Source organism: Pedobacter sp. G11, from assembly GCF_003860265.1.
Classification (GTDB): domain Bacteria; phylum Bacteroidota; class Bacteroidia; order Sphingobacteriales; family Sphingobacteriaceae; genus Pedobacter; species Pedobacter agri.
In genome coordinates, this window is sequence record NZ_CP034190.1 from 729,103 (window position 1) to 751,992 (window position 22,890).

Here is a 22,890-nt window from a genome sequence, read left to right on the forward strand (position 1 = left end):
CTTACGCTTGTACTGTTGTATCTGTGTTTCTAATTTTTGTCATGTATCCGATACCCGGTTTCACGTTGATCTCTTCCAATACGTAGTAGATACGCTCAGAACGTAGTGCTTTTGAAACCTCTGAATTAGGATCGTTTGAATCACCAAATATGATCGCATTTGCTGAACAAGCTTCCTGACAAGCCATTTTGATATCGCCATCTTTTAATGGACGTTTCTCTAATTTAGCTTGTAACTTACCACCTTGAATACGTTGGATACACATTGAGCATTTTTCCATTACCCCACGAGAACGTGTAGTTACATCAGGATTTAACACCAATTGAGTAAACTCATTATTTAAGTAGTTATCGAAACGAGAATCATTCCAGTAGTTGAACCAGTTGAAACGACGAACTTTGTATGGACAGTTATTCGCACAGTAACGTGTACCTACGCAACGGTTGTAAGCCATATGGTTTAAACCATCTGATGAGTGTACAGTTGCCAATACCGGACAAACTGTTTCGCAAGGTGCGTGATCACAGTGTTGACATAACATTGGCTGGTGAACAACAGAAACATGATCTAAGTCTTCCAACTTAGCAATTTCTTTTTCTTTAGTTACATCACCATCTTTAGTTTCGTAGCTATAGTAACGATCGATACGGATCCAGTGCATTTCACGACGACGGCGAACCTCATCACGTCCTACAACAGGAATGTTATTTTCAACGTTACATGCAACGATACAAGAACCACAACCTGTACAAGCATTCAAATCGATTGCCATTACCCAGTTGTTACCTGGTTTCTCATATTGATCCCAAAGATCATAATCTTTGTGTTCGCCTTTGTGGTTCCCCGCAGAAGCGTCTTTCAAATATTCTTTGAATGTAGCTTCTTTAATTACTGCACGGCCTTCGAAAGAGTGGTGTGTTTGTGTTTGAGCCAACTCATAGTAACCTCCTGTTGGAGTAATGGTTATATTAGAGGCATATTGCATGGTTCCATTCACGAACGTTACAAAAGGGAAAGCATTTTTACCTACATCGTTACCCGCTTTACCAACTTTGGTACGGCCATAACCTAATGCGATAGAAGCAGTTCCTTGTGCTTGTCCTGGCTGGATCAATACAGGAAGATCAACTGAATATCCGTTGCTACCTTTTACAGTAACTACGTCAAATTCTTTAATCTTTAATTTTTCAGCATGTTTTGGTGCTAAGGCAACATAGTTATCCCAGGTTACTTTAGAAACCGGATCAGGTAACTCTTGCAAAAATGCGTTGTTTGCATTTTTACCATCACGCATTGGGATGTTTTCGTAAACCTGTAATTCAATTTGATCACCACCTTTGGCTAAAGCTTTGCTTGCAGAAACAATTTTGCTAGCTACCTCAACAACAGATTGTGTGAAAGAATAAGCTGCTGCAGTTTTTGGAGTTACTGCAACTACACCTTTTTCTAAAACGTCATTCCATTTTAAACCAAGTGCAGGCAACATTTTGGTTTCCCAGTTGCTGCGAACAAACTGATAGTAATCTTTAACCGGAGCATCAGCCCAAACCAATAAACTCTCTTCAGCCTGGCGACTGTTGAAAACCGGATTGATGGTAGGTTGAACGATTGAATAATATCCTTCGTAAGCATTTGCATCACCCCATGATTCTAAATAGTTATGGTTGATGGCAATGGCATCACAAAGTGAAGCCGTTTCATCAGCACGATCTGAGAATGAAACTTTTGCAGGAACTTTAGCTAAAGCATCAGTAAAAGCCTTAACATTCATGAAATCGTAAGCAGGGTTGCTGTTCAAGAAGAACACCGCACCAACTTCGCCACGACTCATTTCAGCAACCAAGCCATTAAATTCGGCATCGTTACCAGCGTATAAATAGCAAGGATTATCTAAGTCGATGGTAGTACCATAACTGCCGATAGCGGAGTTAATGGCATTAACCAAAATCTGCGTAGAAACATCATTAGAACCACAAACAACAAGGCCTTTACCTTTATTTTGTAGTAATTCTTTAGCTACTAATTTGATTACCTTATCAGCAGTTGCGTTGTTTCCTAAAGTACCACCAGCTAAAGACTGACCAGTAATGGCGTTATATAAAGCAATTAACGCAGGACCTTCTTCAGATAATTTCACAGGAACACGTGTATCTGCATTAGTACCTGTTAAGCTCATTCCACTTTCGAACTGAATGTGGCGGCTCATTTTTTTATTTTCTAAAGATTTATAGTTACGGTTAGCTGTATATTGAGCTGTAAACTCTTCACCACTAATCCAGGTACCTAAGAAATCTGCACTGAAACTTACAATTAAATCAGCTTTATCGAAATTGTATTTTGGTAATACCGCTTTACCGAAACTGTTTTGGTTGGCTTGAATAATACCTGTATAAGAAACAGCATCATACTGAACCAATTTAGCAGCAGGATATTTAGTAATAAATTGTGCTAAAACTGCATTTGTTGAAGGACTATTAACTGTAGAAGCCACAACACGGATTTTTTTGCCACCCGCTTGTGCCTTTGCCAGTTCGCCTTTCACAAAACTATCTAGCTTAGCCCAGGTTGTTTCTTCGTTTTTAAGAACCGGTGCTTTTAATTTAGATACATCATATAAATCTAAAACTGAAGCTTGCGCTCTTGCATCTGTACCGCAATTGAACTCACCTGCATTTGGATTTGGTTCAATTTTGATCGGACGACCTTCTCTTGTTTTAACTAAAATACTCTGGCCGTTAAAGCTCGAAGTATAATAGTTAGGAATACCTGGAGTAACCTCTTCAGGTTTTACCAGGTAAGGAATAGATTTATGAACAGGGGCACTTTGACATGCAGCTAAAGTAACTGCACCTAAACCAAAACCTAACGCCTTTAAAAAGTCGCGGCGTGGGGTAACGGTACTTAACCCTGCTTCATTTAAAACATCTTCTATTGGAAGTGGCTCGGCAAATTCGTTTTTGTTATTCTTAACAAAATCGGGTGTATTGTTATACTCCTCTAAGCCTTTCCAGTATTTTTTGTTGCTTTCCATTTAAGCTATATTACTGTTTATTCGAACGTTCTTACTAAACTCTATCTATTAATAGTGGCACTTACCACACTCTAAACCACCCAATAACGCTGGTGTAACTTTCTCGCCTTTTTTAATTTTCTCATGCGCTTCGATAACCTTAGCGTAGAAAGCATTATTTTTCTGACCAGAAATATCTGTTTCCTTGTGGCAGTTGATACACCATTTCATGGTTAATGGAGAATATTGATAAATTTCTTCCATGGTATTAACCGGACCGTGACATGCGAAACATACAGGTTCTGTTGGTTGTAAACCTTTTGCTTTACGAATTGCATCTTCTGCAACCACTACGTGTTGAGAGTGATTGAAGTAAGCAAAATCTGGCAAGTTGTGTACACGTACCCACTCCATCGGCTTCTCCTTGCTCTTATCATATTGCTGAGTTTCCGGATCGTAACCTAACGCATTGTAGATTTTTTTGATCTCTGGAGAAATCTCACCATCATAATTATCTCTCGCCTGAACAGCTTTGTGGCAGTTCATACAAACATTTAATGATGGAATTGTAGCATTTTTAGATTTAAACGCACCGTTGTGGCAGTATTGACAATCGATTTGATTAATACCTGCGTGTAATTCGTGTGAGAATTTAATTGGCTGTACTGGTTGATAACCGGTGTGAACACCTGTATCCCACATACCCATCCAACCAAACGAACCTAAACAAATGATCAAACATAAGATGAAGAACATCACGAACTTCTTGTTTTTGAACATTTTACGAACGCCTACCGTTAAAGGCACATCTTCTTCAATTTCAATACCTTGTTTTTGTAGAATTAAACGCTCTAATAATTTAGATGCACGACCTAAGATTACTAAAATGACAATACCTACCAATACAATAGCAATGATACCAGCGATAGATAAACCTGAAGTAGTGTCATCTTTCGGAGCAGCAGCGCCTGCAGCACCAGCAGCTGGTTTTGGCTCACCTTCCTTGATATAAGCTAAGATGCTTTTTACTTTTTCTTCATCTAACTCAGGGAAAGAAGTCATTGCTACTTTTCCATTTTCGTTAAACAATTTCACAGCTTCCGGATTACCGGCAGCAATCATACCTTGTGAATTAGGAATCCATTTTAAAAGGAACTCTTCCGAGTGGCGATCGCTCACCCCTGTTAAAGCAGGACCTATTAATTTGGCATCTAACGCATGGCATGATGAACATTTAGCCCTGAAAAGCGTTCTCCCCTCTTTAGCATCTTGCGCATTTACGGTTGAAACCGCTATTACGGAAATTGCTGAAAATACGAATAACGACTTCCAAACGCTTTTTAAAATCATCGAGATATCTCTCATAATGAACACTTTATACTTATTTAATTTACTTTTTGTTGTGAAATTGATGCCTGAACTGATATAGCCCCATCAAAACTTGAACAAAAGTATAACTTATTAATAAATCCCATGACATAATACTGACGTGAAATACAATTTATAATCATTCTAAACAAATGCCCATTCGGGCTCGCCAGCTAAGAAAAATGCCCATTTTTGAATTTATCTCCAATGGGCATTAAGAAAACCAATTTGGTTTTACTAAGATTTATAATTATTGTTTTAATATCCACGCAAACATTAGCGGCGCTACAATTGTTGCATCGCTTTCTACAATAAATTTAGGTGTGTGAATATCTAATTTACCCCAGGTAATTTTCTCATTTGGTACTGCACCTGAATACGATCCATAAGAGGTTGTAGAATCCGAAATCTGGCAGAAGTAGCTCCAAAACGGAATATTTTCCATTTCCATATCCTGATACAACATTGGCACTACACAAATAGGAAAATCGCCGGCAATACCACCACCAATCTGGAAGAAACCGATACCTTTACCGCCACTGTTAGCAATATACCAATCGGCTAACCAACCCATATATTCAATACCGCTTTTCATCGTTGTTGCTTTTAACTCCTGTTTCATTACATAAGAAGCGAAAATGTTACCCATTGTTGAGTCTTCCCATCCTGGAACAACAATTGGCAAATTCTTTTCAGCAGCTGCCAACATCCATGAATTTTTTGGATCAATTTCATAGTATTGCTCTAAATCGCCACTCAACAACATTTTATACATAAACTCATGCGGGAAATATCTTTCGCCTGCGGTATCTGCATCTTTCCAGATTTTATGAATGTGCTTTTGCAAACGACGAAAAGCTTCCTCTTCAGGAATACAGGTATCCGTAACACGGTTGTAATGGTTTTCTAACAAATCCCACTCATCCTGCGGGCTCAAATCGCGATAGTTAGGCACACGTTTGTAATGTGAGTGCGCTACCAGATTCATAATATCTTCTTCAAGGTTGGCACCTGTACACGAAATAATCGCCACTTTATCCTGACGGATCATTTCTGCAAGTGAAATTCCCAATTCAGCAGTACTCATTGCACCAGCAAGCGTGATCATCATTTTACCACCTTCATCTAAATGCGTTTCGTAACCTTTAGCCGCATCCATCATTGCCGCAGCATTAAAATGGAGGTAATTACGCTCCATGAACTGAGATATTGGTCCTCTTGTATTGCTCATTTTGTTTTGTATTGTTTTGCGCAAAAGTAGGCATTTAGCCCGAAAGGATAAAACATTAATAGTGTTTGGAGTTTGGGGCTTAGCGTTGTGAACTGATTAAGTAATTTTAATAATTGATAAATTCTCCACGCTATTTTCATCTGAGTATAGTCGAAGGATCTTTTTTTGGAAAGCAGTTGTTCTAAAATTATTAAAGTTAGTCCGGCTTTTTGGTTCAAGGCCCAATGAAAAATTGGGCGCTTTCCCCGTCAATCCGGTTTAGGTGGCATGGACACTACCGCTGTTAGTGATTTCCAATCTACCGTCATAAAACACACGACCAACTTGCAGGAAATAAATCTTCAATAAAAATTCAGTTAATTTGCGGCAATGAAAAAATTTTGCTTGCTCCTGTTATTTGTTGTACTATCTGGAAGCTCATATGCTCAAATGAAGTTGATTAAAAAACTGCTTTCTAATGAAAAAGACACTTTGCGTAAGGCCAGCTTTTTACCCATTCCATCATTTGGTTATGCTCAGGAAACAGGTTTTCAATTCGGAGTTGGCGCAATTGTAGGTTTTTATGCAGATCGGCTGGATACCACCAACCGACCTTCATCATTAACACTTAACCTGAATTATTCTACCTTGAAAGCCTATAACATGAGCTCGCTGATTGACATTTGGGGTAAAGGGAATAAGCTTCATTACATTGGCGAACTGCGTTTCAAACGCATGCCTTTTAACTTTTACGGAATTGGTAACAGTACAGATGAAGGGAATGAAGACAAGCTGATCCAGCAACAAATTAAAGTTTTGTTACAAGCCGAAAAACAGTTATTGCCAAAAGCTTATACCGGAGTATCACTAGGTTTCGAAAACTATGAATATAATGATGTGGTTGCAGATGGGATTTTTAGTAAAGATCCATATTACAACAACAGAACCGGAAGCGTTTTATACCTCGGCGTTTCGCAAAGCTATGATGCAAGAAATAATAATAATTATACAACGAAAGGTTTCTTTATCAGGGGAACCTACCAATATGCGCCAAATATTTTTTCAGCAGGTAATTTTACCGGCAGTCAGATAAAAATTGATGCCCGAAATTTCTGGAGATTAAACAGAAGTTTCGCTGTCGGTGTGCAAGGACTCTACAATACTGTAATTGGCAACAATACCCCAATTTATTTGTTGCCACAAATGGGCAATGATGAAATGATGCGAGGTTATTATGGCGGACGTTACCGCGATAAAAATTTACTGGCCTTTCAAGCTGAGCTGCGTTATCGTTATAGCAGCCGTTTTGGCGCCACTGTTTTTGGCGGTACAGGAACAGTCTGGGGAGTTGATGATTTCTCCAAAGATGCTTTCAAACCCAACTATGGGGCAGGTTTTCGGTATTTCTTCGATCCTGAAAAAGGAATCAGCGTCCGCTTAGATTATGGAATTGGTGAAAAAAGGCCAAATGAAAAACGACAAAGCGGATTTTATATCAGTATTGCTGAAGCGTTTTAAATGATGAAAGATCTTTGATGGAAGAGTCCAATCATCCTAAAAGATAATCTATAGATATAAGTGTATTTTTAGAGCGGTCGTCATTTCGAGGCACTAAGCAATCTCCCTTAAAAAAATAGTTTTCACTATGAGATTGCTTCAATCAATGATCAAATTGATTTCGCAATGACGGGCAAATAGTCCATTTTCTATCATCCACCTTACCTTTCAAATCAATCACTTCTCCTTCGCTCCTCGTCATTTCCAGTTTTTCTTTCTTGTGATTTGATTTTCTCATTACCAAAATTAAGCCGGGCGGTAAAACGGATTTGTCTCGAATCGTAGTAATTATTGTATTGCTGACCGATGTTATTGATCAAACTATTATACCGATATTTATTTGTTTTTAGAACATCACTTGCATTCAGCGATAACTGAAGTTTTTTATTCAGCAGCAAAGTTTTCACGCCAAAATCGAGGTTACATTGGCTTTTGTTTTCATTCAGGCCATCAACTGTTGGAAATTGATACCAGAAATTAATATCGGCCAAAATAGTTTTCGATTTGGTAAAGGTGAATTGATTTAATGTAGAAAAATACGCTCCAGCGCCTTTTAAGTTTGATAAGGTTTGGACAATACTTGAATTTGAAACATTGTAAAAAACATTAAACTGATTCGTTGTTTGCCAGTTTTTAAACGGACTTAATACAGCCGAATTGCTGAACTGATATTGATAACCTGTGATGAAATTAACAGGCTTCGACGCTTGTGTATTCGAACCCGCATCAATAAAATTCACATCATTAAATCCATCCTGCGTATTGCTAAAGGAGAAAGTACTGATGAATAAACTTTTGTAGGTATGTGAAATTTCGACATTGTTATTGTATGATGGCTGTAAAAACGGATTGCCTTCAGCATACACAAACGGGTTGCTGTACCAACGGAAAGGGTTTAATTTCCGGTAAGCAGGTCTGTTAATTCTTCTTCCATAGTTTATATTCCATGCACTTTGATCTGTCGCCCGATACACCACATATAGCGTTGGAAACAATTGAAAGTAGCTGTTTTTATTTTGCTGGTTAACAGACACACCATCAATTTGAGTATACTCTCCTCTTAGCCCAATCTGGAAATCCCATTTTTGAATGGTTTTATTGAGATTGACATATAAGGCCTGTGTGTTTTCGCGATAACTAAACAAATTACTTTGGTTTACATCGAGTTCGTAAATAGTATTTCGTCTTTTATAAAAAGCAACATCACTTTCATTATTAATGAAACTCAGTTTGGCTCCAACAGCAAACTTGAACGTTTTAAAAGGTAAATCAACATCTGCCTTAAGCGTATACAAGTTTATATTCTGCTTACTGGTTGATAAGTATTCAGCAAATGAGTTTGGAATAAGCGCCCCATCCGTTAGATAACTTTGATTATTAAAAAATCGGGTTTTATCATCGGCAAATCTGAACCAATCGGCATTGATAATAAGTTGCTTTCCTGTTGAATCCAGCGACTGATTTAGGTACAAATTTGTCGCATGAAAATTCGATCTGATTTTTGCATTCGCATCAGAATTTAAAAGGGAATCTAAACTGCTTTGATGATTAAAGACTTTCGTTTTAATGTTTTCTTCAGAATGGAAATTAGTTAAACCCCCATTGTAAGACAAACCAAGCAAGGCTTGCTTCGAGATCTGATAATCCAATCCAACTTGTGCACTCGGTACAGTTCTAAAATTCCGGTCCTTGTTAATCACATTCCAGGTTTGGTTGGGATAAAAAATAGTACTTTGCTCAAAGGGCACAATTGAACCTTTACGAACATTTAAGGTAGAATTTATAGTAATTTTATCTTTTCGATAACTGATATTTCCTCCTACAGAAGCTGTGGGGTGCGTAGTTTGCGTAAATACCGTGTTTACCGATCCTTTAATCCCTTCAGCAGTAACCTTTTTCAGGACAATATTGATCAATCCATTGTTTCCCTGGGCATCATATTTAGCAGGGGGATTTATAATCACTTCAATTTTTGAAATCTGATCACTGGAAATTGATTTCAAGTAATTTGATAAATCATCCTGACTAAGCTGAATGAGTTTATCGTTCATCATCACATTTACAGCACCCTTCCCCACTAATGAAACCTGATCATTCATCACGCGAACACCAGGAACTTTGGCGAGCAACTCAAGTGCATCGGTACCAATTGCCGAAATGCTGTTTTCTACGTTAAAAATTGTACGATCAATTCTTTTCTCCACCAAAGGCTTTTTTGAGTTGATTTGAACATCAGCAAGCTTTTGTGCATTTTCCATTAATTGGATGTTAATAGAAGTATCGCTTCGCAATTGAAAATTGTGTTGCTGACTAACGTAATCGATCGCCGAAAAAAAGATATTGTAACTACCGGATGGTAAGTTTAAGAAAATGTAATTCCCTAGACTATCTGATTGGGTGTAAACTGATTTGTTACTTGCATTGGTTAATTTAATAGAAATCAAAGCCTGACCAATATTATTGTCGCCAAGTGATTTTCCGACGATTTTGAATTGAGCCTGAACGCCTGAAAAAGTTAGGATGAACAATAATGTAATTGCGAATAATAGTTTATGCATTAGCGATCTAAGTCAGCGCCAAATAGTTTGGCTTTAGAAGTTCGTACATCGTAGTAAATACTATCTGCCTTAACATTTTTGCTATGATGATAAATGATGGCGTTCGTTGCCTGGAATAACCCCCTGCCAGCATCATAAATAATTTTAGATCCGGAAAGATTAACATCATCATAAGCAACCTTCGCATTTCCGAACATGTAAATGATTGATTTACTTTTATTAAATTTCACAGAATCTGCCCTGTATTCAACTTTTGGAGTTTTAGTTTTGTCGTAATTTATCATATCCAAATTATCTACCCTAAAATTTCCATTCTCTGAATATGCTTTAAAGTTTCCTTTATTTAAATTAAACACCACTAAACTAGCTACCATTTTTGTTCCGTCGAAAGCGGTCAGGGTTGCCTCTTTTGCAGTAAGGATATTTTTGTTTGTATCCCACTCAACCTTTTCCGCACTTAATACGTCTGATTTAATTTTAATCACAGCATCCTCCATTTTAGAAATATTATTTCTTTTATCGACATTAAGTTTCGTAAAAGACATAATCTTTGGAACCACAGCCTTTTTTGAAGTATCGGTTTTTAAACCTGCCATCTTTTGATGACCATCTTCCTTATAAAATTTATAGAACAACTTCTTATTTTGAACACCAAATGTTTTTACATTTTTAGAAATGGAAATCCAATCTTTAACCAAATAAGATTTAGCTCCTGTTTTTACTTCATGTACAAATCTCAATCTGATACTATCACCCTTTTTAAAATTATTTAAATAGGCTAACGCCGTCTGCGATTCATCAACTATCAACTTAAAACTGTAGCCATTCGAAATTACATTAAAAATCTTTTTAGCACCTGAAGGTGTTATACTTGAGATTAGTCCATCACTAAACCTCACACTATTCGCTTCGTACAAAAATGGATAGACTTTAGGTTTTGGCATTTGATAAATAAGTTTATCGCCGGAGAAAACCTGTTTTGGATTGAGATAAACAAATTTCTCTCCTCTGGTAAAACCGGTTGAAGCAACAACAATTTTCAATTCATCACCTGTTTTTAAAAGGTTTAGCGCTTGCTGCCCTAAATACATTTTTGGCAGAATATAAGTTATGCCTTGCGATTTAAATAATTTACCATTATCGAAACCAATTGTAGACTTCGACTTATAATCTTCATTTAAGATACCATTTAAGGTTTTTCCAATTGCAAGTTCAGAGATTTCCTTCAATTCCAAATATTCTTTAGAAGTAAAATAAGAATCGGTTTGTTTCACATTTGGCAAAGGCAATTCATGATATTTTGTTGCTTTATTTTGCAACGCATCTGGAGTAAAAACATCTTTCTTTGTTTCTGATTGTGCATAAACTACCTCAACTGCAAATAGCCAAACCAATCCAAATACTACTGGTAATGCCAACAAATACGTTAATTTCTTCATGTTTTTAGATTTTGAGTTAAACAACATTTTTATTCGATCTTTAATCGGGCTTTTCACAAAATTGTGAATCAACGGCATATCACTTTTAGCAACAGCCAGCTTTAAAAGTAAATTAGCATAAGTCTCACTACCACAACCTGAAGAAGTAATTTCATCCGCTTCATATTCATGGTTTTGCTCCACCGCTTTATCAAAAAGATAGATTACAGGATTGAACCAAAACAATACTTTAAATAGCATCAATAGCATCTTATCTATTGAATGAAACTGTTGCACGTGAACCCTTTCATGCCTTAATAAAACTTGCAATTCGCTTTCATTCAACTGATCATCAATAAAAACGTAATTAAAGAATGAGCAATTGGTAAAACCTTCAGTTTTCGAGATCAACTTTAACCCATCAATTTGTTTAAAACCTTTCGCATATTTCAACAGAGCAAACAAACGCCAGAAACAAACCAATAACAGCATTGCAGTAATGCTCAGGTAAGCGTAAAAACCGATCATATTCCAGTCTATTTCAGTTGCCTGTTTCGGCTCGTATTCAACTGCCAAAGGCTGCATCATATTGGAAGGTTCGTCACTTAGTTTCTCAAGTTGAGGCTTCTCACTCCATTCCCTAGTTTCTATTACCATTATTTCGCGTTTAATCTCGAACTGCAAAGCCGGAATAATTAAACTACAAACCAAGGATCCCAGTAGATAAAACCGGTTGAATTTGAAGAATGTAAGTTTCTTCAATACCAGTAGATAAACCGCAAAGAAAAAAACCGTGCAGACACTAACTTTAAGCAAATAGGTTAACCATTCCATCTTTTATATTTTAGCAGCCACGTTTAGAAAAACTTACAAAACCATCCAAAATCAAATTGCTGATTTTACGCAGGTTAGCCTCTTGCTTAATAAAATCCAAACTCTTCTGATCAGTAATATTTCCCAGTTCAATTAAAACTGCAGGTGATTTAGATTCTCGTAAAAGAAGCAGGCTAGCATTTTTTAAGGAATCCTGAACAGCAATTCCATTCGCTTGTTTAAGCTTACTCAGGATACCCGCTCCCAGTTCTTCTGCATTTTTAATGTTCCTGTTCAGTTTAGAAACATAAACTTCTATCCCACGGAAAACCACCGGGGCACCTTTAGCTGTGGCATTATGATGGATGGAAATAAAAGCCGTGGCTGCCTGAAGTGGCAAACGATCACGAAGCGATACAAATTCATCACTGCTTCTGGTCAGGCGTACTTTGATACCTCTTTTAATGGCTTCCTGTTGCAGAATTTTTACCGCTCTCAGGTTCATATCCTTTTCCAGTTGGCCGTCTAACGCTACCGATGCGGCATCTTTACCACCGTGTCCGGCATCTAAAACTAAAACCATATCAGCAGCTTTAAATGCGGGTTTAGCATTTGGATCCAGCACAATGCTGGTTTTATAGAATTTATCCTGGAAACCCGTAAGAGTTGAAACAGATTGACGAGCTTCATCCACATTTCGCTGCACAATAATTTCCTTGCGGTTAACAAAGGCTAAAGAACAAAGCAAAACAACAGGAACCACTAAGAAATAAAGTAACCTGCTCAAATTGGAATTCGGCTTTTTGTACATCATGGTAATTCTATTTTTAAGTGGGAGTTTGCTAAAACTATTTGCGAGTAGGTGAGTTGCTGGCGTGGCTAAATTCAGCAGAAGAGATGCATACAAGTTTCGATCTGCTGATTTCAAAACAGCTTCATCTGCTAAAAATTCGTGGTTATGTGCTATCGCATTTCTCCAGAAATATATGATTGGATTAAACCATAAAATGCAGACAATAAAATTGATCAATAATTTATCAATGGCGTGGGCCTGACCCAAGTGGGCCGTTTCGTGGCTAATGACTAATTGCTTTTCACGCTCCTCCAGAGATTCATCTACAATAATTTTGTTTAAAAATGAGCAGTTTTTAATGGCTGAATCCGCTGGAACATACAACAAAGGTCCGACCTTCGAGGAAACATTTTTCCGGATGGAAAAGCTAACATGGCCGATACTCCATAATGTCCGTACCATTAAGCCTGCCGCAATAAAAGAATAGAGAATGGTAAAAGTTTGATTCCAATCTATCGGATGATTTGGAGTAGTACCGATGCCGTCAAAATCCTTCTCGGCAATTTCGCCTTCAGCATAAGCCACTTGGGTAATTAACGCTTGTTTTTGTACCACTACCTCTTTCTTGTTTTCTATAGTTAAAGTAGGAATCAAAAAACTAAAGAAAAGTGCCGACAGCAGGTATAAGCGATTGAGCTTAAAAAATGTAAGTTGCGATAGCAGAAACTGGTAAACCGCGAAGAAAACAACTGTACAGGCTGAAACCTTTAATAAATAAATTAAAATCATGATTTAGCATTTTCACTGATGAGCTTTTTAATTTCTTCTATATCTTTTTCACTTAACTTTTCTTCTTTCACCATAAACGACAAAAGATTTGCCGGTGAGCTGTCGAAATAGCCTGAAAACATTTTCGAAAAGGTAGTTTTGGTATATTCGTCTTTCGTTATTGTTGGGAAATATTCGTAAGTTTTTCCGTAAGCTTTATAATCGATGTAGCCCTTTTTTTCCAACAACCTCACAATTGATGAAATGGTATTATAAGGTGGTTTTGGGTTTTCATCCAACTCATCGATTATGTCTTTCACAAAAGCCTTTTGAAGTTTCCATAAGACTTGCATAATGCGCTCTTCTGTTTTGGTTAATTCTTCCATACTCAAACTTATAACTTATTTTTCAGTTACACAACTAATTAAGCAGTTATATAACTTATTTTTCAGTTTTAATATTCAATAACTTGATTTACAGAGTATTAATTTTATTTAGAAAATGAAAGCTTGTAGCTTTTGGCTACGAAAGCCCCGCCATTTGCTATAGCCCTCGTGAAAACTCGGGGCTGCCGCGGCTGTCGGGTTTAAAAATTGAGTAGGGAATTCTTAGGATTGTTTGCCCACCCCCTTGTTTCACCAATTAACTTATGGCGAAGACAAAAATATTTATCCTTCGGCAAGCTCAGGATGACAAATTTGTTGTTTGTGAATGTTAAAAAAGGTCTTCGACAGGCTCAGACTGACCATGGTTTCATAAGTAGCACTTAACTTCTGTCGGATGTCGAGAAACATCATAACCTCATTCCGGAATTTCGAGTCAGGCAGATAAAACTACCATAAACCATGAAAAATCGTTTTTGTAATGACGAGCAGGCGATAAGCACCACCCGCTGTACCTAAACGCGATCGAAGTGAATGCCACAATTTTTCATTGTGGCAGAAACGGGAGCGGGACGGCAGACCGCCATTCACTCAGAACCGTTAATTTCCAAAAACGATCGTAAACTTCAATTTAGTAGAAAGTATTACTTGCTCAAACCAGCCAGAGCGTTTATCGTTAATGCGACAATCACGGTGTTGAAGATAAAAGCAATGAGGCTATGCAAAAGGGAAAGCCGCCGGATTTTTCGAGAGGAAATTTCGACATCAGAAACCTGAAAAGTCATGCCCAACACAAAAGAGAAGTAAGCAAAATCAATGAAATCAGGTTCATCATCCCCTGGAAAATCTAAACCTGAACCTTTATTGGTTTCACTATCACCATAATAAAGATGAGCGTAACGCATGCCAAAAGTGGTATGCACCAAAAACCACGACAGAAACATTCCAGAAATAGCGACGATGAGGTCAACAGGCTCGATATCTTTATTTATCAGCAATAAAACTACAGCCAATAATCCGGCAAAGGTTGATACCAGAACGATCGCGAAAATTTCTCCACGGGTTTCATCCTGCATCCTTGCCTTAAGGTAAGTTTCGGATGCTGAGGTATTAAAAAACATGTACCAATGCAGGGAAATGAGTAATAAGCAGAAAATATCCCAGCCAAACATCACATGTGTCAGTACATCCATGTTTATTGTTAATGAAATAATATAGGCTAAAATCCCGGCGAAAAGACTAATTAGCAGAATGTATAAGGCAGATAGCTTTTGAATGCCATCAAGTTTAGGTTCAATTTTCATCCTGCATATTTCATAAAAGTTTATTGATTAAATTTCAACTTAAAATGTTCTTTGGCCTGGCCTTTCTTAAAGTACACCAGTCCGATCCAAAATAAATCAATAGTAACTGTAACATCGGGATGGTTTTTGATTTCTTCCCAGGCTTCTTTCATTCCCTGGCTCCAATAAATATCATCAAAAATCAGCAAAGAATTTTCCGTTACTTTTGGCAGGCACCACTTGAAATAATTTAAAGTAGCCTCTTTTCGGTGGTTTCCATCAATATAAACAAAATCCAGCGTCGGTTGCTTTGCGATGATATCAGGCAAAATCAAATCAAAATTGCCTACATGAAGCTCAATGTTGGTTAAATCTAAATCCTGAAAGTTGTGTTTGGCTACTTCAGCCGTTTGCGGACAACCTTCAATGGTAATAACTTCAGCATCAGGACAAGCTTTTGCCAGGTAAGATGAAGTAATGCCCAAGCAGGTACCCAATTCAATGACCGTTTTTGGCTGAGTATTTTGAGCTAAGCGGTAAATTAACTTCGCCAACCGCGGACTTTTCAATGCGTTTTTTGCAATTTGACTTACCTTTTTAGTGCGGTTTTTATTGAGATGAGAACCTGCCCCCAGATCGGTAACAGTGATAATAGAATCGTCAGAAAAAAGTTTTTTTCGTTGTTGTTCGATGCTTTGGTATGGAGATTTATCAGTAAAATCGTAAATTACCTCATCAGCTAGCTTGTACACAAATGGTGAGTGCGTCCCATGACGTGTTTTCGCTGTTAAACGGTGTTTAAGATAGTCGGTAATAAATTGAAATAGCATAATATTGCAAAAGTAATTAAACGCGGCAAACGTGTGTATGTTTTATGGAAAATATCGCTGAGATAAGTGCTTTGGTAAAATTGTTGGATGATCCTGATGAGGAAGTTTATCAACACGTGGAACAAAAACTGCTTGAATATGGTGGCGAGGTAATCCATTACCTTGAAAACGCATGGGAACAATCTTTTGATGGTCTTTTGCAAGAGCGAATTGAAAATATCGTTCATCAAATTCAATTTAATACCGTTAAGGAAGATTTACATCTGTGGTATTTAAGTGGTGCTTTCGATTTGCTTCAGGGTGCCTTAATTATCAACCGCTATCAGTATCCGGATTTGGATGAACAAAAAGTCATCAACCAAATAGAGGAAATTAAACGCGATATCTGGTTGGGCCTACAATATGAAATGAGTTCAGTTGAAAAAGTGAAACTGATTAACCACATTTTATATCAGCAATACGGTTTTGGCGGGAATACGAAAAACCACCATGATCCTCAAAACTCCTATCTAAACCAGGTTTTAGAAAGTAAAAAGGGTAATCAAATTTCATTGGCGATTATTTATTCTACGCTGGCGCAGAAACTTGACTTGCCTATTTATGGCATTAACCTTCCGCAACACTTCATTTTAGGTTTTATTGATGAGAGCAAACAGGAGGGCACAGAATATGGTGTACTGTTTTACATCAACGCCTTCAACAGAGGAAATATATTTGGCAAACACGATGTAGATCAATTTTTACGTCAGCTAAACCTCGAATCATTACCAGAATATTATCGTCCCTGCAGCAATACAGATATTATCCGCCGCGTAATTAGAAATTTAATTTCTGCTTATGAAAATGCCGGCGCTACTGAAAAGGTTGCAGAGCTCACCGAATTACAAAAAATAATTGCTGAACCATAAAAACAAATCAACCTTGAACCACCAAACAAACTCCCTATCCCAACTTTCTTCGCGATTTTTAATCTTAACAGCAGCGTTACTTCTATTTGGATTTAATCTCAAGGCGCAAAAAACCACAAAGCCTAATGTAATTGCATACTATACAGGTGGCGGCGGCACAGAAATTGAAAGTTATCCCATTGAAAAGTTAAGCCATTTGATTTATAGTTTCGGCCACCTGAAGGGCGATAGCTTGAATATCAATAGCGCAAAAGATTCTGCCCTAATTGCAAAAATGGTGGCTTTAAAAAGCCGCAACAAAGATTTAAAGGTAATGATTGCCATGGGCGGCTGGAGCGCCTGCGGCCCTTGCTCGGAGGTATTCAGCAGAAAAAACGGCCGAGAAACCTTTGCAAAAACCACTAAAGAATTACTTGATTATTTCCATGCTGATGGAATAGACATCGATTGGGAATATCCTGCGGTGGCAGGTTATCCCGGGCACCGATATACGGAAGATGATAAACAAAACTTCACCTTGTTAATTCAGGAACTCCGCAAGAAACTGGGTAAAAAAGCAGAAATCAGCTTTGCTGCAGGCGGAACGAAAAACTGCATTGATTCTTGTTTCGAATGGAAAAAAGTAATGCCGCTTGTTGACCGGGTAAATTTAATGAGCTATGATTTGGTAAGTGGTTATGCTACCCAAAGCGGGCATCATACGGCCTTATTCTCCACGCCTCAACTTATGTTATCAGCTGATTATGGCATTAAAGAAATGATCAAAAAGGGCGTTCCGGCAAGCAAAATAGCTTTAGGTGCTGCGTTTTATGCCCGAATTTTTCAAAATACCACCGATGCAAACCAAGGTTTATATCAGCCTACAAAATTCTTAAGTGGCGTTTCTTATAAGCACTTTTCTGATCAATTTACGGAAGAGAAAGGATTTAAATATTACTGGGATGATTCGGCTAAAGCGCCCTATTACTATAATGCTGCAACTAAGCAATTGGCTACTTTTGATGATCCCAAATCAATAGCGCTAAAAACCAAATATGTAGTTGATCATCAGTTGAACGGCATTATGTTTTGGGAATTAACAGATGATGCTTATTCAAATGGATTGCTTAGTGTTATCCACGAAACTTTGGCAAAATAAAAAAGAAGCCACAATGAGAATTGTGGCTTCTAAATATTTTGTGATTTAATTTTAAAAATCGCCCTTTACTTTAAACTTTTGAACTTTCAACCAGCCAGCCATCAAGTTAAACCAATCTATATCAGAGGTTTTATTGATCAGGCCGAAACCATGTCCCCCTTTTTCATAATACATTAAATTGCTTGGGATTTTAGCTGCCAGTAAAGCTTGATGCATTAATTCACTATTAGCAACTGGCACCGTTTTATCATCTTTAGCATGAACAAAATACATTGGCGGCGTTTTCTTGTTTACATTTTCATTTGCAGAAAAGTATTTCTTTAATGAATCCGATGGATTTGGTCCTAAAAGATTTTTCATAGTCCCCGTATGCACAGATTCTTCAAAACTGATTACCGGATAAACCAATACCGCAAAACTCGGGCGAAGATCAATCTTTTCAGGATTCGCAATTTTTAAATCGCTGTAATGTGAAGCCAGGGTGGAAGCAAAATGACCACCTGCAGAAAAACCCATAATACCAACCTTATTACTTTTGATGCCATATTTTTTCGCATCCTTTCTCACCAGATAAATGGCTTTTTGCGCATCCTGTAATAATGCATAAGTCTTATCCACCATAATCTGATCACTCGGCAAGCGGTACTTTAAAACGAAAGCCGTTACCCCAATGGCATTGAATCGCTTGGCTACATCGGTTCCTTCATGACTGAATGCCAAAGCTCCGTATCCACCACCCGGGCAGATAATTATAGCAGTACCTGTAGCAATGTTTTTAGGCGCTTCAAAAACGGTTAATGTGGGTATAGAAACCTTCGTTACACTTAAAGTTCCGTTTGTCCGCGTTTCTGTATTTTCAACATACGATGATGGTGTTGGTTTAGCACCAGGAATGCTATCGGAATAGAGCGGTATAACTTCTTGCGCTTTTGAAAATTGAACCGTCATAAATATCAACACGAAAAGGATGGATGATTTTGCCATGATTTATTTTTAAAATTCCATTAAATATGCTTTTAAAAAGTCGTTAATATCGCCATTTAAAACCGCATCAGGGTTTGAAGTTTGATAATTTGTACGATGATCTTTTACCCTTCGATCATCCAGCACATAACTTCTGATTTGCGATCCCCATTCAATTTTCTTCTTCGATCCTTCCACTGCAGCGATGGCTTCATTACGTTTACGTTCTTCAATTTCATACAATTGAGATTTAAGCAAACGAATCGCGTTTTCCTTGTTCTGAAGTTGAGATCTTGATTCCTGGTTTTTAATAATAATCCCTGATGGCTTGTGGTATAAACGCACTGCCGTTTCAACTTTGTTTACATTTTGTCCGCCGGCACCCCCTGCCCTGAAAGTTTCGAACTCAATATCAGCTGGGTTGATGTCAATCTGAATGGTATCATCCACTAAAGGATAAACATAAACAGATGCAAATGAAGTATGGCGGCGAGCATTGGAGTCGAAAGGTGAAATACGCACCAATCGGTGAACGCCATTTTCGCCTTTCAAATAACCATAAGAAAAATCGCCATCGAACTGAAGTGTTACCGATTTAATACCGGCAATTTCCCCTTCCTGACTATCCTGTTCGGTAATTTTGTAGCCGTTTTTATCGCCCCACATCATGTACATACGCATGAGCATGTAAGCCCAATCGCAGCTTTCTGTACCGCCGGCGCCAGCGGTAATTTGCACCACTGCCGAAAGCTGGTCTTCTTTATTGCGAAGCATGTTTTTCAGTTCCAGCTCTTCAACTGAAGTTTTACTCAACTCAAACTGTTCTTGTAGTTCGGCTTCTGATGCATCGCCAGATTGAAAAAATTCAAACATCACTGCAGCATCTTCTACCGCATTATTGGTTTGGTTGAAACCATCTGTCCATTTTTTCTTCGAACTGATTTCAGCAAGAATTTTTTCTGCTTTTTTTGGATCATCCCAGAAATCGGGCGCCATCGTTAATTTTTCTTCTTCACGGATGGCGTATAGTAGCTCATCGACGTCAAAGATGCCTCCTCAGGGACGTTACTCTGTCCCTTAAATCCTGAATTTGTTCTTTGGTCATAATGGCAAATATATAAAATTGGGTTGATCAACCGGCATAAGCACTTCAATTAATGTAATGCGGTTCATGCCTAAGGTTTATTTCTTCAGCCCCATATAGTCCAGGGTTAAATTTGAAAGTAATTTTACCCCTAGTGTAAATCCACTTTCATCCAGGTAAAAATCCGGCGTATGATGTGAAGCAGTTTTAAGCGGATCTTTTCCCTTCGGCATTCCGCCTAAAAACACAAATAAACCAGGCACTTTCTCTTGAAAGAAAGAAAAATCTTCTGCACCGGTTACAGGTGGTTTCAGCATCACGTGATCAGCACCAGCTGTTGCCCGCATACTTGGAAGCATTTTTTCTGTTAAAGCGATATCATTGAAAGTTACGGGATAATGATTGCTGTAAGGAATCTTAACTTCGGCAGTACCACCACCAGCTTCAGCAGTTTTTGTAGCAATGGTTTTAATCCGTTCGATAAACATGGCTTCATCCTCTTTGCTGAAATTGCGGACAGTGCCCAGCATTTCGACTTTTTCAGGGATGATGTTCGAACGTACGCCACCGTTAATGGCACCGATGGTTACCACGCCAGGATGTTCAGTTACATTTAAGTTTCTACTTACGATGGTTTGAAGGTTATTGATAATCTGGGCAGAAATTACCACCGGATCAATACTGCTCCAGGGATAAGCACCATGTGCCTGCCTGCCTGTAACCGTAATTTTCATATCGTTTACCGCAGCCATGGTTCCACCCGGGCGATAGGTAACATTTCCAACTTCCGTTTGCGCATTAATGTGTAAACCGAATATAGCTTCTACCTTTGGGTTTTCTAAAACGCCTTCTTTAATCATTAATGCCGCTCCACCCTCTTCTCCTGCCGGAACGCCTTCTTCAGCAGGTTGAAAAATAAACTTTACTGTTCCGGGAATATCTTTTTGCATGGAGGCCAGCACTTCTGCAACGCCCATTAAAATGGCCATATGGCTATCATGCCCACAAGCATGCATTACACCAACTTCCTGCCCGTTATATTGAGTTTTTACTTTTGAAGCAAAAGGAATGTTCACTCGCTCGACAACAGGCAAACCATCCATATCGGCCCTTAACGCTACAACCGGACCAGGTTTGCCACCTTTCAAAATTCCAACCACGCCTGTTTTAGCTACACCAGTGGTTACTTTAATGCCTAATGATTCTAAATGTTTGGCAATTATCCCAGCTGTTCTTACTTCGGTATTCCCAAGTTCAGGATGTTCATGAAAATCTCTCCTCCATTCGATTACTTTCTTTTCTATTGCATCAGCTTTTTTTGTAACCGCTGAGCGTAAATCAGACTTTTGTGCAAAGGCATTAATTGATAACAAAGAAAATGCAGCGAGGTAAATTTTTTTCATGATTTCTGTTTGGATTTAAGGATGTACTAATCTAAGAATTTTCAGGCTCTACTCACACAAAAAAGCCATGCAATAAATTACATGGCTTAAAAATTACTTAATTTAATATTGCGTTAAGTTAATTCTACCTCTGTTGTTTCGGCTTCCAAAACCCTGCCATCGGTTAAGGTAATAACGATCTTAAATCTGTGCTTTTTATTTAAGGTTGGTGCGGTTTGTAAAAATATACCCTCATAAAAATTATTCGGATAAGCATAGATCTGATCTTTGATAGCAGCGATATAATCAGTTATTGCCACCATGGCGTTATTTCTTTTTGCCTTAAAATACAAACTTAGATCAGTGTTTTTTGGATGAGTGGCATCAAAATCATTATTGGAAAATATTTTTAAGGATGCAATATTATCTTTAGCAATGAAATCATCTTCAGGGCAACTACAGGCATAGGCAGATTGCATCAAGCCAAATCTGTTCTGTTTTTTATTTAAAACGATGATTTCAGTTTGCAATTGAACTTGAATGCCATAATTTGCGCCCGAAATCATTGCAGCATTGGAAATTTTAGGTTCAGCCAAGGAAAAATCCATATTTCTAAGTAAAAGGGCTTTATTGGTATAGTAAATTGTTTTAACAGGCAAACAATTACAATCTACACAAGCAACAATAAGCTGCGACATGAGTGCTAAAGCAAAAACGAAAAAGATTTTTTTAATCATGAGATACGTGAATTAGTTGTTTCAAAATTAATAAAAAAAGCCATCCGTTGAGATGGCTTGATATACAATATAATCGTTGACTAATTAAACATTCCTTTGAGTTTATCAAGGATTCCGCCTTCGCCTTGAGCTGCACCTGCCTGATTAGATTGTTGTCCACCGCCATTAAACATGCCGATCACGTCACTTACATCAAACTTGCCATCGCTTCCGCCAGCCAAACTTCCCAAAACGTCTTTGATATTGAAAGAACTGTCATTTGGATCAGCTGTTTTTTGCGTGAGCTTACCGATAATTACAGGAATTACAGTGGCAGCCAACTTTTTAGCGGTTTCTGCGTTAATACCTAAGCCTGCTAACTTATCCGTAAAATTACCTGCAGCCTGTTGAGTTACGGCCGAACCTTCCGCATTGCCCGAATTGAAAATCTCGGCTAAACCGCCTACGTTTCCTGATGCAAGTTGGTCTTTTAAGCTGTCGAAAATTGAGCCCGAAGCTGCTTGAATAACCTCTTCATTTTGTTCGTTTGGAACTTCGCTGTTGTTTACAACGGTATCCTGTACGTTTTCACGCACCAATTGATTTAAATTTTCTAACATAATTGTTTATGATTAATAATGTTGAATGCTCAGTATCAATAGGGACTTGCCTCAAAGTTACGCTCTAAATTCAAGAATAAAAATTCTT

General features: G+C 37.9%; 17 protein-coding genes. 3 read left to right on the forward strand and 14 right to left on the reverse strand.

All coding sequences use genetic code 11. The features are described 5' to 3' along the window. Position 1: 1 nt before the first annotated feature. From EA772_RS03130 to EA772_RS03140, 3 genes are all read right to left on the reverse strand, one after another. Complete coding sequence (locus tag EA772_RS03130; protein ID WP_124911141.1) at positions 2-3,031, reverse strand: TAT-variant-translocated molybdopterin oxidoreductase; 3,030 nt, start codon at positions 3,029-3,031, stop codon at positions 2-4. Positions 3,032-3,079: 48 nt separating this feature from the next. Beyond that, entirely contained in the window at positions 3,080-4,375 is a 1,296-nt protein-coding gene (locus EA772_RS03135) for a c-type cytochrome (protein WP_116169173.1), read from the reverse strand. A gap of 253 nt (positions 4,376-4,628) precedes the next feature. Then, a complete protein-coding gene (locus EA772_RS03140; protein WP_116169172.1) occupies positions 4,629-5,609 on the reverse strand; it encodes a deoxyhypusine synthase family protein in 981 nt (326 codons plus the stop codon). A gap of 369 nt (positions 5,610-5,978) precedes the next feature. Between EA772_RS03140 and EA772_RS03145 the strand changes: the two genes are divergently transcribed. Beyond that, positions 5,979-7,106, forward strand: a complete 1,128-nt coding sequence (locus tag EA772_RS03145; RefSeq protein ID WP_124911142.1) for a polymerase — start codon at positions 5,979-5,981, stop codon at positions 7,104-7,106. Between the two features lie 212 nt (positions 7,107-7,318). On the opposite strand, the gene EA772_RS03150 is transcribed toward EA772_RS03145, so the two are convergent. The 6 genes from EA772_RS03150 to EA772_RS03175 all read right to left on the reverse strand — a co-directional run bounded on the left by EA772_RS03150 (position 7,319) and on the right by EA772_RS03175 (position 15,991). Continuing rightward, complete coding sequence (locus tag EA772_RS03150; protein ID WP_124911143.1) at positions 7,319-9,703, reverse strand: outer membrane beta-barrel family protein; 2,385 nt, start codon at positions 9,701-9,703, stop codon at positions 7,319-7,321. Further along, positions 9,703-11,778, reverse strand: a complete 2,076-nt coding sequence (locus tag EA772_RS03155; protein WP_168187474.1) for a M56 family metallopeptidase — start codon at positions 11,776-11,778, stop codon at positions 9,703-9,705. The genes EA772_RS03150 and EA772_RS03155 overlap by 1 nt, the downstream gene beginning before the upstream one ends. A 187-nt stretch (positions 11,779-11,965) precedes the next feature. Next, positions 11,966-13,516, reverse strand: a complete 1,551-nt coding sequence (locus EA772_RS03160; RefSeq protein ID WP_124911145.1) for an N-acetylmuramoyl-L-alanine amidase — start codon at positions 13,514-13,516, stop codon at positions 11,966-11,968. Beyond that, positions 13,513-13,881 carry a BlaI/MecI/CopY family transcriptional regulator gene (locus EA772_RS03165; protein WP_116169168.1) on the reverse strand — a complete coding sequence of 123 codons (369 nt, stop codon included), beginning with the start codon at positions 13,879-13,881 and terminating at the stop codon, positions 13,513-13,515. The genes EA772_RS03160 and EA772_RS03165 overlap by 4 nt, the downstream gene beginning before the upstream one ends. 641 nt (positions 13,882-14,522) lie before the next feature. Then, positions 14,523-15,182: a DUF1345 domain-containing protein gene (locus tag EA772_RS03170; protein WP_124911146.1), complete on the reverse strand. Its 660-nt coding sequence runs from the start codon at positions 15,180-15,182 to the stop codon at positions 14,523-14,525. A 20-nt stretch (positions 15,183-15,202) separates the two neighbouring features. Then, on the reverse strand, positions 15,203-15,991 hold the full coding sequence (locus EA772_RS03175; RefSeq protein WP_124911147.1) for an O-methyltransferase: 789 nt from the start codon (positions 15,989-15,991) through the stop codon (positions 15,203-15,205). A gap of 44 nt (positions 15,992-16,035) precedes the next feature. On the opposite strand from EA772_RS03175, the gene EA772_RS03180 reads away from it, so the two are divergent. Next, a complete protein-coding gene (locus tag EA772_RS03180; RefSeq protein ID WP_010599092.1) occupies positions 16,036-16,899 on the forward strand; it encodes a transglutaminase-like domain-containing protein in 864 nt (287 codons plus the stop codon). 13 nt (positions 16,900-16,912) lie between these two features. Further along, positions 16,913-18,037, forward strand: a complete 1,125-nt coding sequence (locus tag EA772_RS03185; RefSeq protein ID WP_124911148.1) for a glycoside hydrolase family 18 protein — start codon at positions 16,913-16,915, stop codon at positions 18,035-18,037. A 51-nt stretch (positions 18,038-18,088) separates the two neighbouring features. Here EA772_RS03185 and EA772_RS03190 read toward each other — a convergent pair whose 3' ends face one another. The 5 genes from EA772_RS03190 to EA772_RS03210 all read right to left on the reverse strand — a co-directional run bounded on the left by EA772_RS03190 (position 18,089) and on the right by EA772_RS03210 (position 22,802). Beyond that, positions 18,089-19,021, reverse strand: coding sequence for an alpha/beta hydrolase (locus tag EA772_RS03190; RefSeq protein ID WP_124911149.1), 933 nt, complete (start codon positions 19,019-19,021; stop codon positions 18,089-18,091). Between the two features lie 9 nt (positions 19,022-19,030). Beyond that, positions 19,031-20,105, reverse strand: a protein-coding gene (gene prfB, locus EA772_RS03195; protein WP_124911150.1) for a peptide chain release factor 2 whose coding sequence is annotated in 2 segments (ribosomal slippage) — positions 19,031-20,044 and positions 20,046-20,105 — 1,074 coding nt in all. Because the reading frame shifts where the segments join, the coding sequence is not laid out codon by codon here. Between the two features lie 77 nt (positions 20,106-20,182). Further along, positions 20,183-21,487 carry an amidohydrolase gene (locus tag EA772_RS03200; protein ID WP_124911151.1) on the reverse strand — a complete coding sequence of 435 codons (1,305 nt, stop codon included), beginning with the start codon at positions 21,485-21,487 and terminating at the stop codon, positions 20,183-20,185. 113 nt (positions 21,488-21,600) lie between these two features. Continuing rightward, a complete protein-coding gene (locus EA772_RS03205; protein WP_124911152.1) occupies positions 21,601-22,203 on the reverse strand; it encodes a DUF5034 domain-containing protein in 603 nt (200 codons plus the stop codon). Positions 22,204-22,283: 80 nt separating this feature from the next. Beyond that, positions 22,284-22,802, reverse strand: coding sequence for a hypothetical protein (locus tag EA772_RS03210; RefSeq protein WP_124911153.1), 519 nt, complete (start codon positions 22,800-22,802; stop codon positions 22,284-22,286). Between the last annotated feature and the right edge of the window lie 88 nt (positions 22,803-22,890).

What these genes read in the sequence shown, in the direction of transcription:
- EA772_RS03205 (WP_124911152.1), bottom strand. Translation starts at nt 22,203, where the DNA reads ATGATTAAAAAAATCTTTTTCGTTTTTGCTTTAGCACTCATGTCGCAG.
- EA772_RS03140 (WP_116169172.1), bottom strand. Translation starts at nt 5,609, where the DNA reads ATGAGCAATACAAGAGGACCAATATCTCAGTTCATGGAGCGTAATTAC.
- EA772_RS03145 (WP_124911142.1), top strand. Translation starts at nt 5,979, where the DNA reads ATGAAAAAATTTTGCTTGCTCCTGTTATTTGTTGTACTATCTGGAAGC.
- EA772_RS03135 (WP_116169173.1), bottom strand. Translation starts at nt 4,375, where the DNA reads ATGAGAGATATCTCGATGATTTTAAAAAGCGTTTGGAAGTCGTTATTC.
- EA772_RS03190 (WP_124911149.1), bottom strand. Translation starts at nt 19,021, where the DNA reads ATGGCAAAATCATCCATCCTTTTCGTGTTGATATTTATGACGGTTCAA.
- EA772_RS03170 (WP_124911146.1), bottom strand. Translation starts at nt 15,182, where the DNA reads ATGAAAATTGAACCTAAACTTGATGGCATTCAAAAGCTATCTGCCTTA.
- EA772_RS03130 (WP_124911141.1), bottom strand. Translation starts at nt 3,031, where the DNA reads ATGGAAAGCAACAAAAAATACTGGAAAGGCTTAGAGGAGTATAACAAT.
- EA772_RS03150 (WP_124911143.1), bottom strand. Translation starts at nt 9,703, where the DNA reads ATGCATAAACTATTATTCGCAATTACATTATTGTTCATCCTAACTTTT.
- EA772_RS03210 (WP_124911153.1), bottom strand. Translation starts at nt 22,802, where the DNA reads ATGTTAGAAAATTTAAATCAATTGGTGCGTGAAAACGTACAGGATACC.
- EA772_RS03200 (WP_124911151.1), bottom strand. Translation starts at nt 21,487, where the DNA reads ATGAAAAAAATTTACCTCGCTGCATTTTCTTTGTTATCAATTAATGCC.
- EA772_RS03155 (WP_168187474.1), bottom strand. Translation starts at nt 11,778, where the DNA reads ATGGTAATAGAAACTAGGGAATGGAGTGAGAAGCCTCAACTTGAGAAA.
- EA772_RS03165 (WP_116169168.1), bottom strand. Translation starts at nt 13,881, where the DNA reads ATGGAAGAATTAACCAAAACAGAAGAGCGCATTATGCAAGTCTTATGG.
- EA772_RS03160 (WP_124911145.1), bottom strand. Translation starts at nt 13,516, where the DNA reads ATGATTTTAATTTATTTATTAAAGGTTTCAGCCTGTACAGTTGTTTTC.
- EA772_RS03180 (WP_010599092.1), top strand. Translation starts at nt 16,036, where the DNA reads ATGGAAAATATCGCTGAGATAAGTGCTTTGGTAAAATTGTTGGATGAT.
- EA772_RS03175 (WP_124911147.1), bottom strand. Translation starts at nt 15,991, where the DNA reads ATGCTATTTCAATTTATTACCGACTATCTTAAACACCGTTTAACAGCG.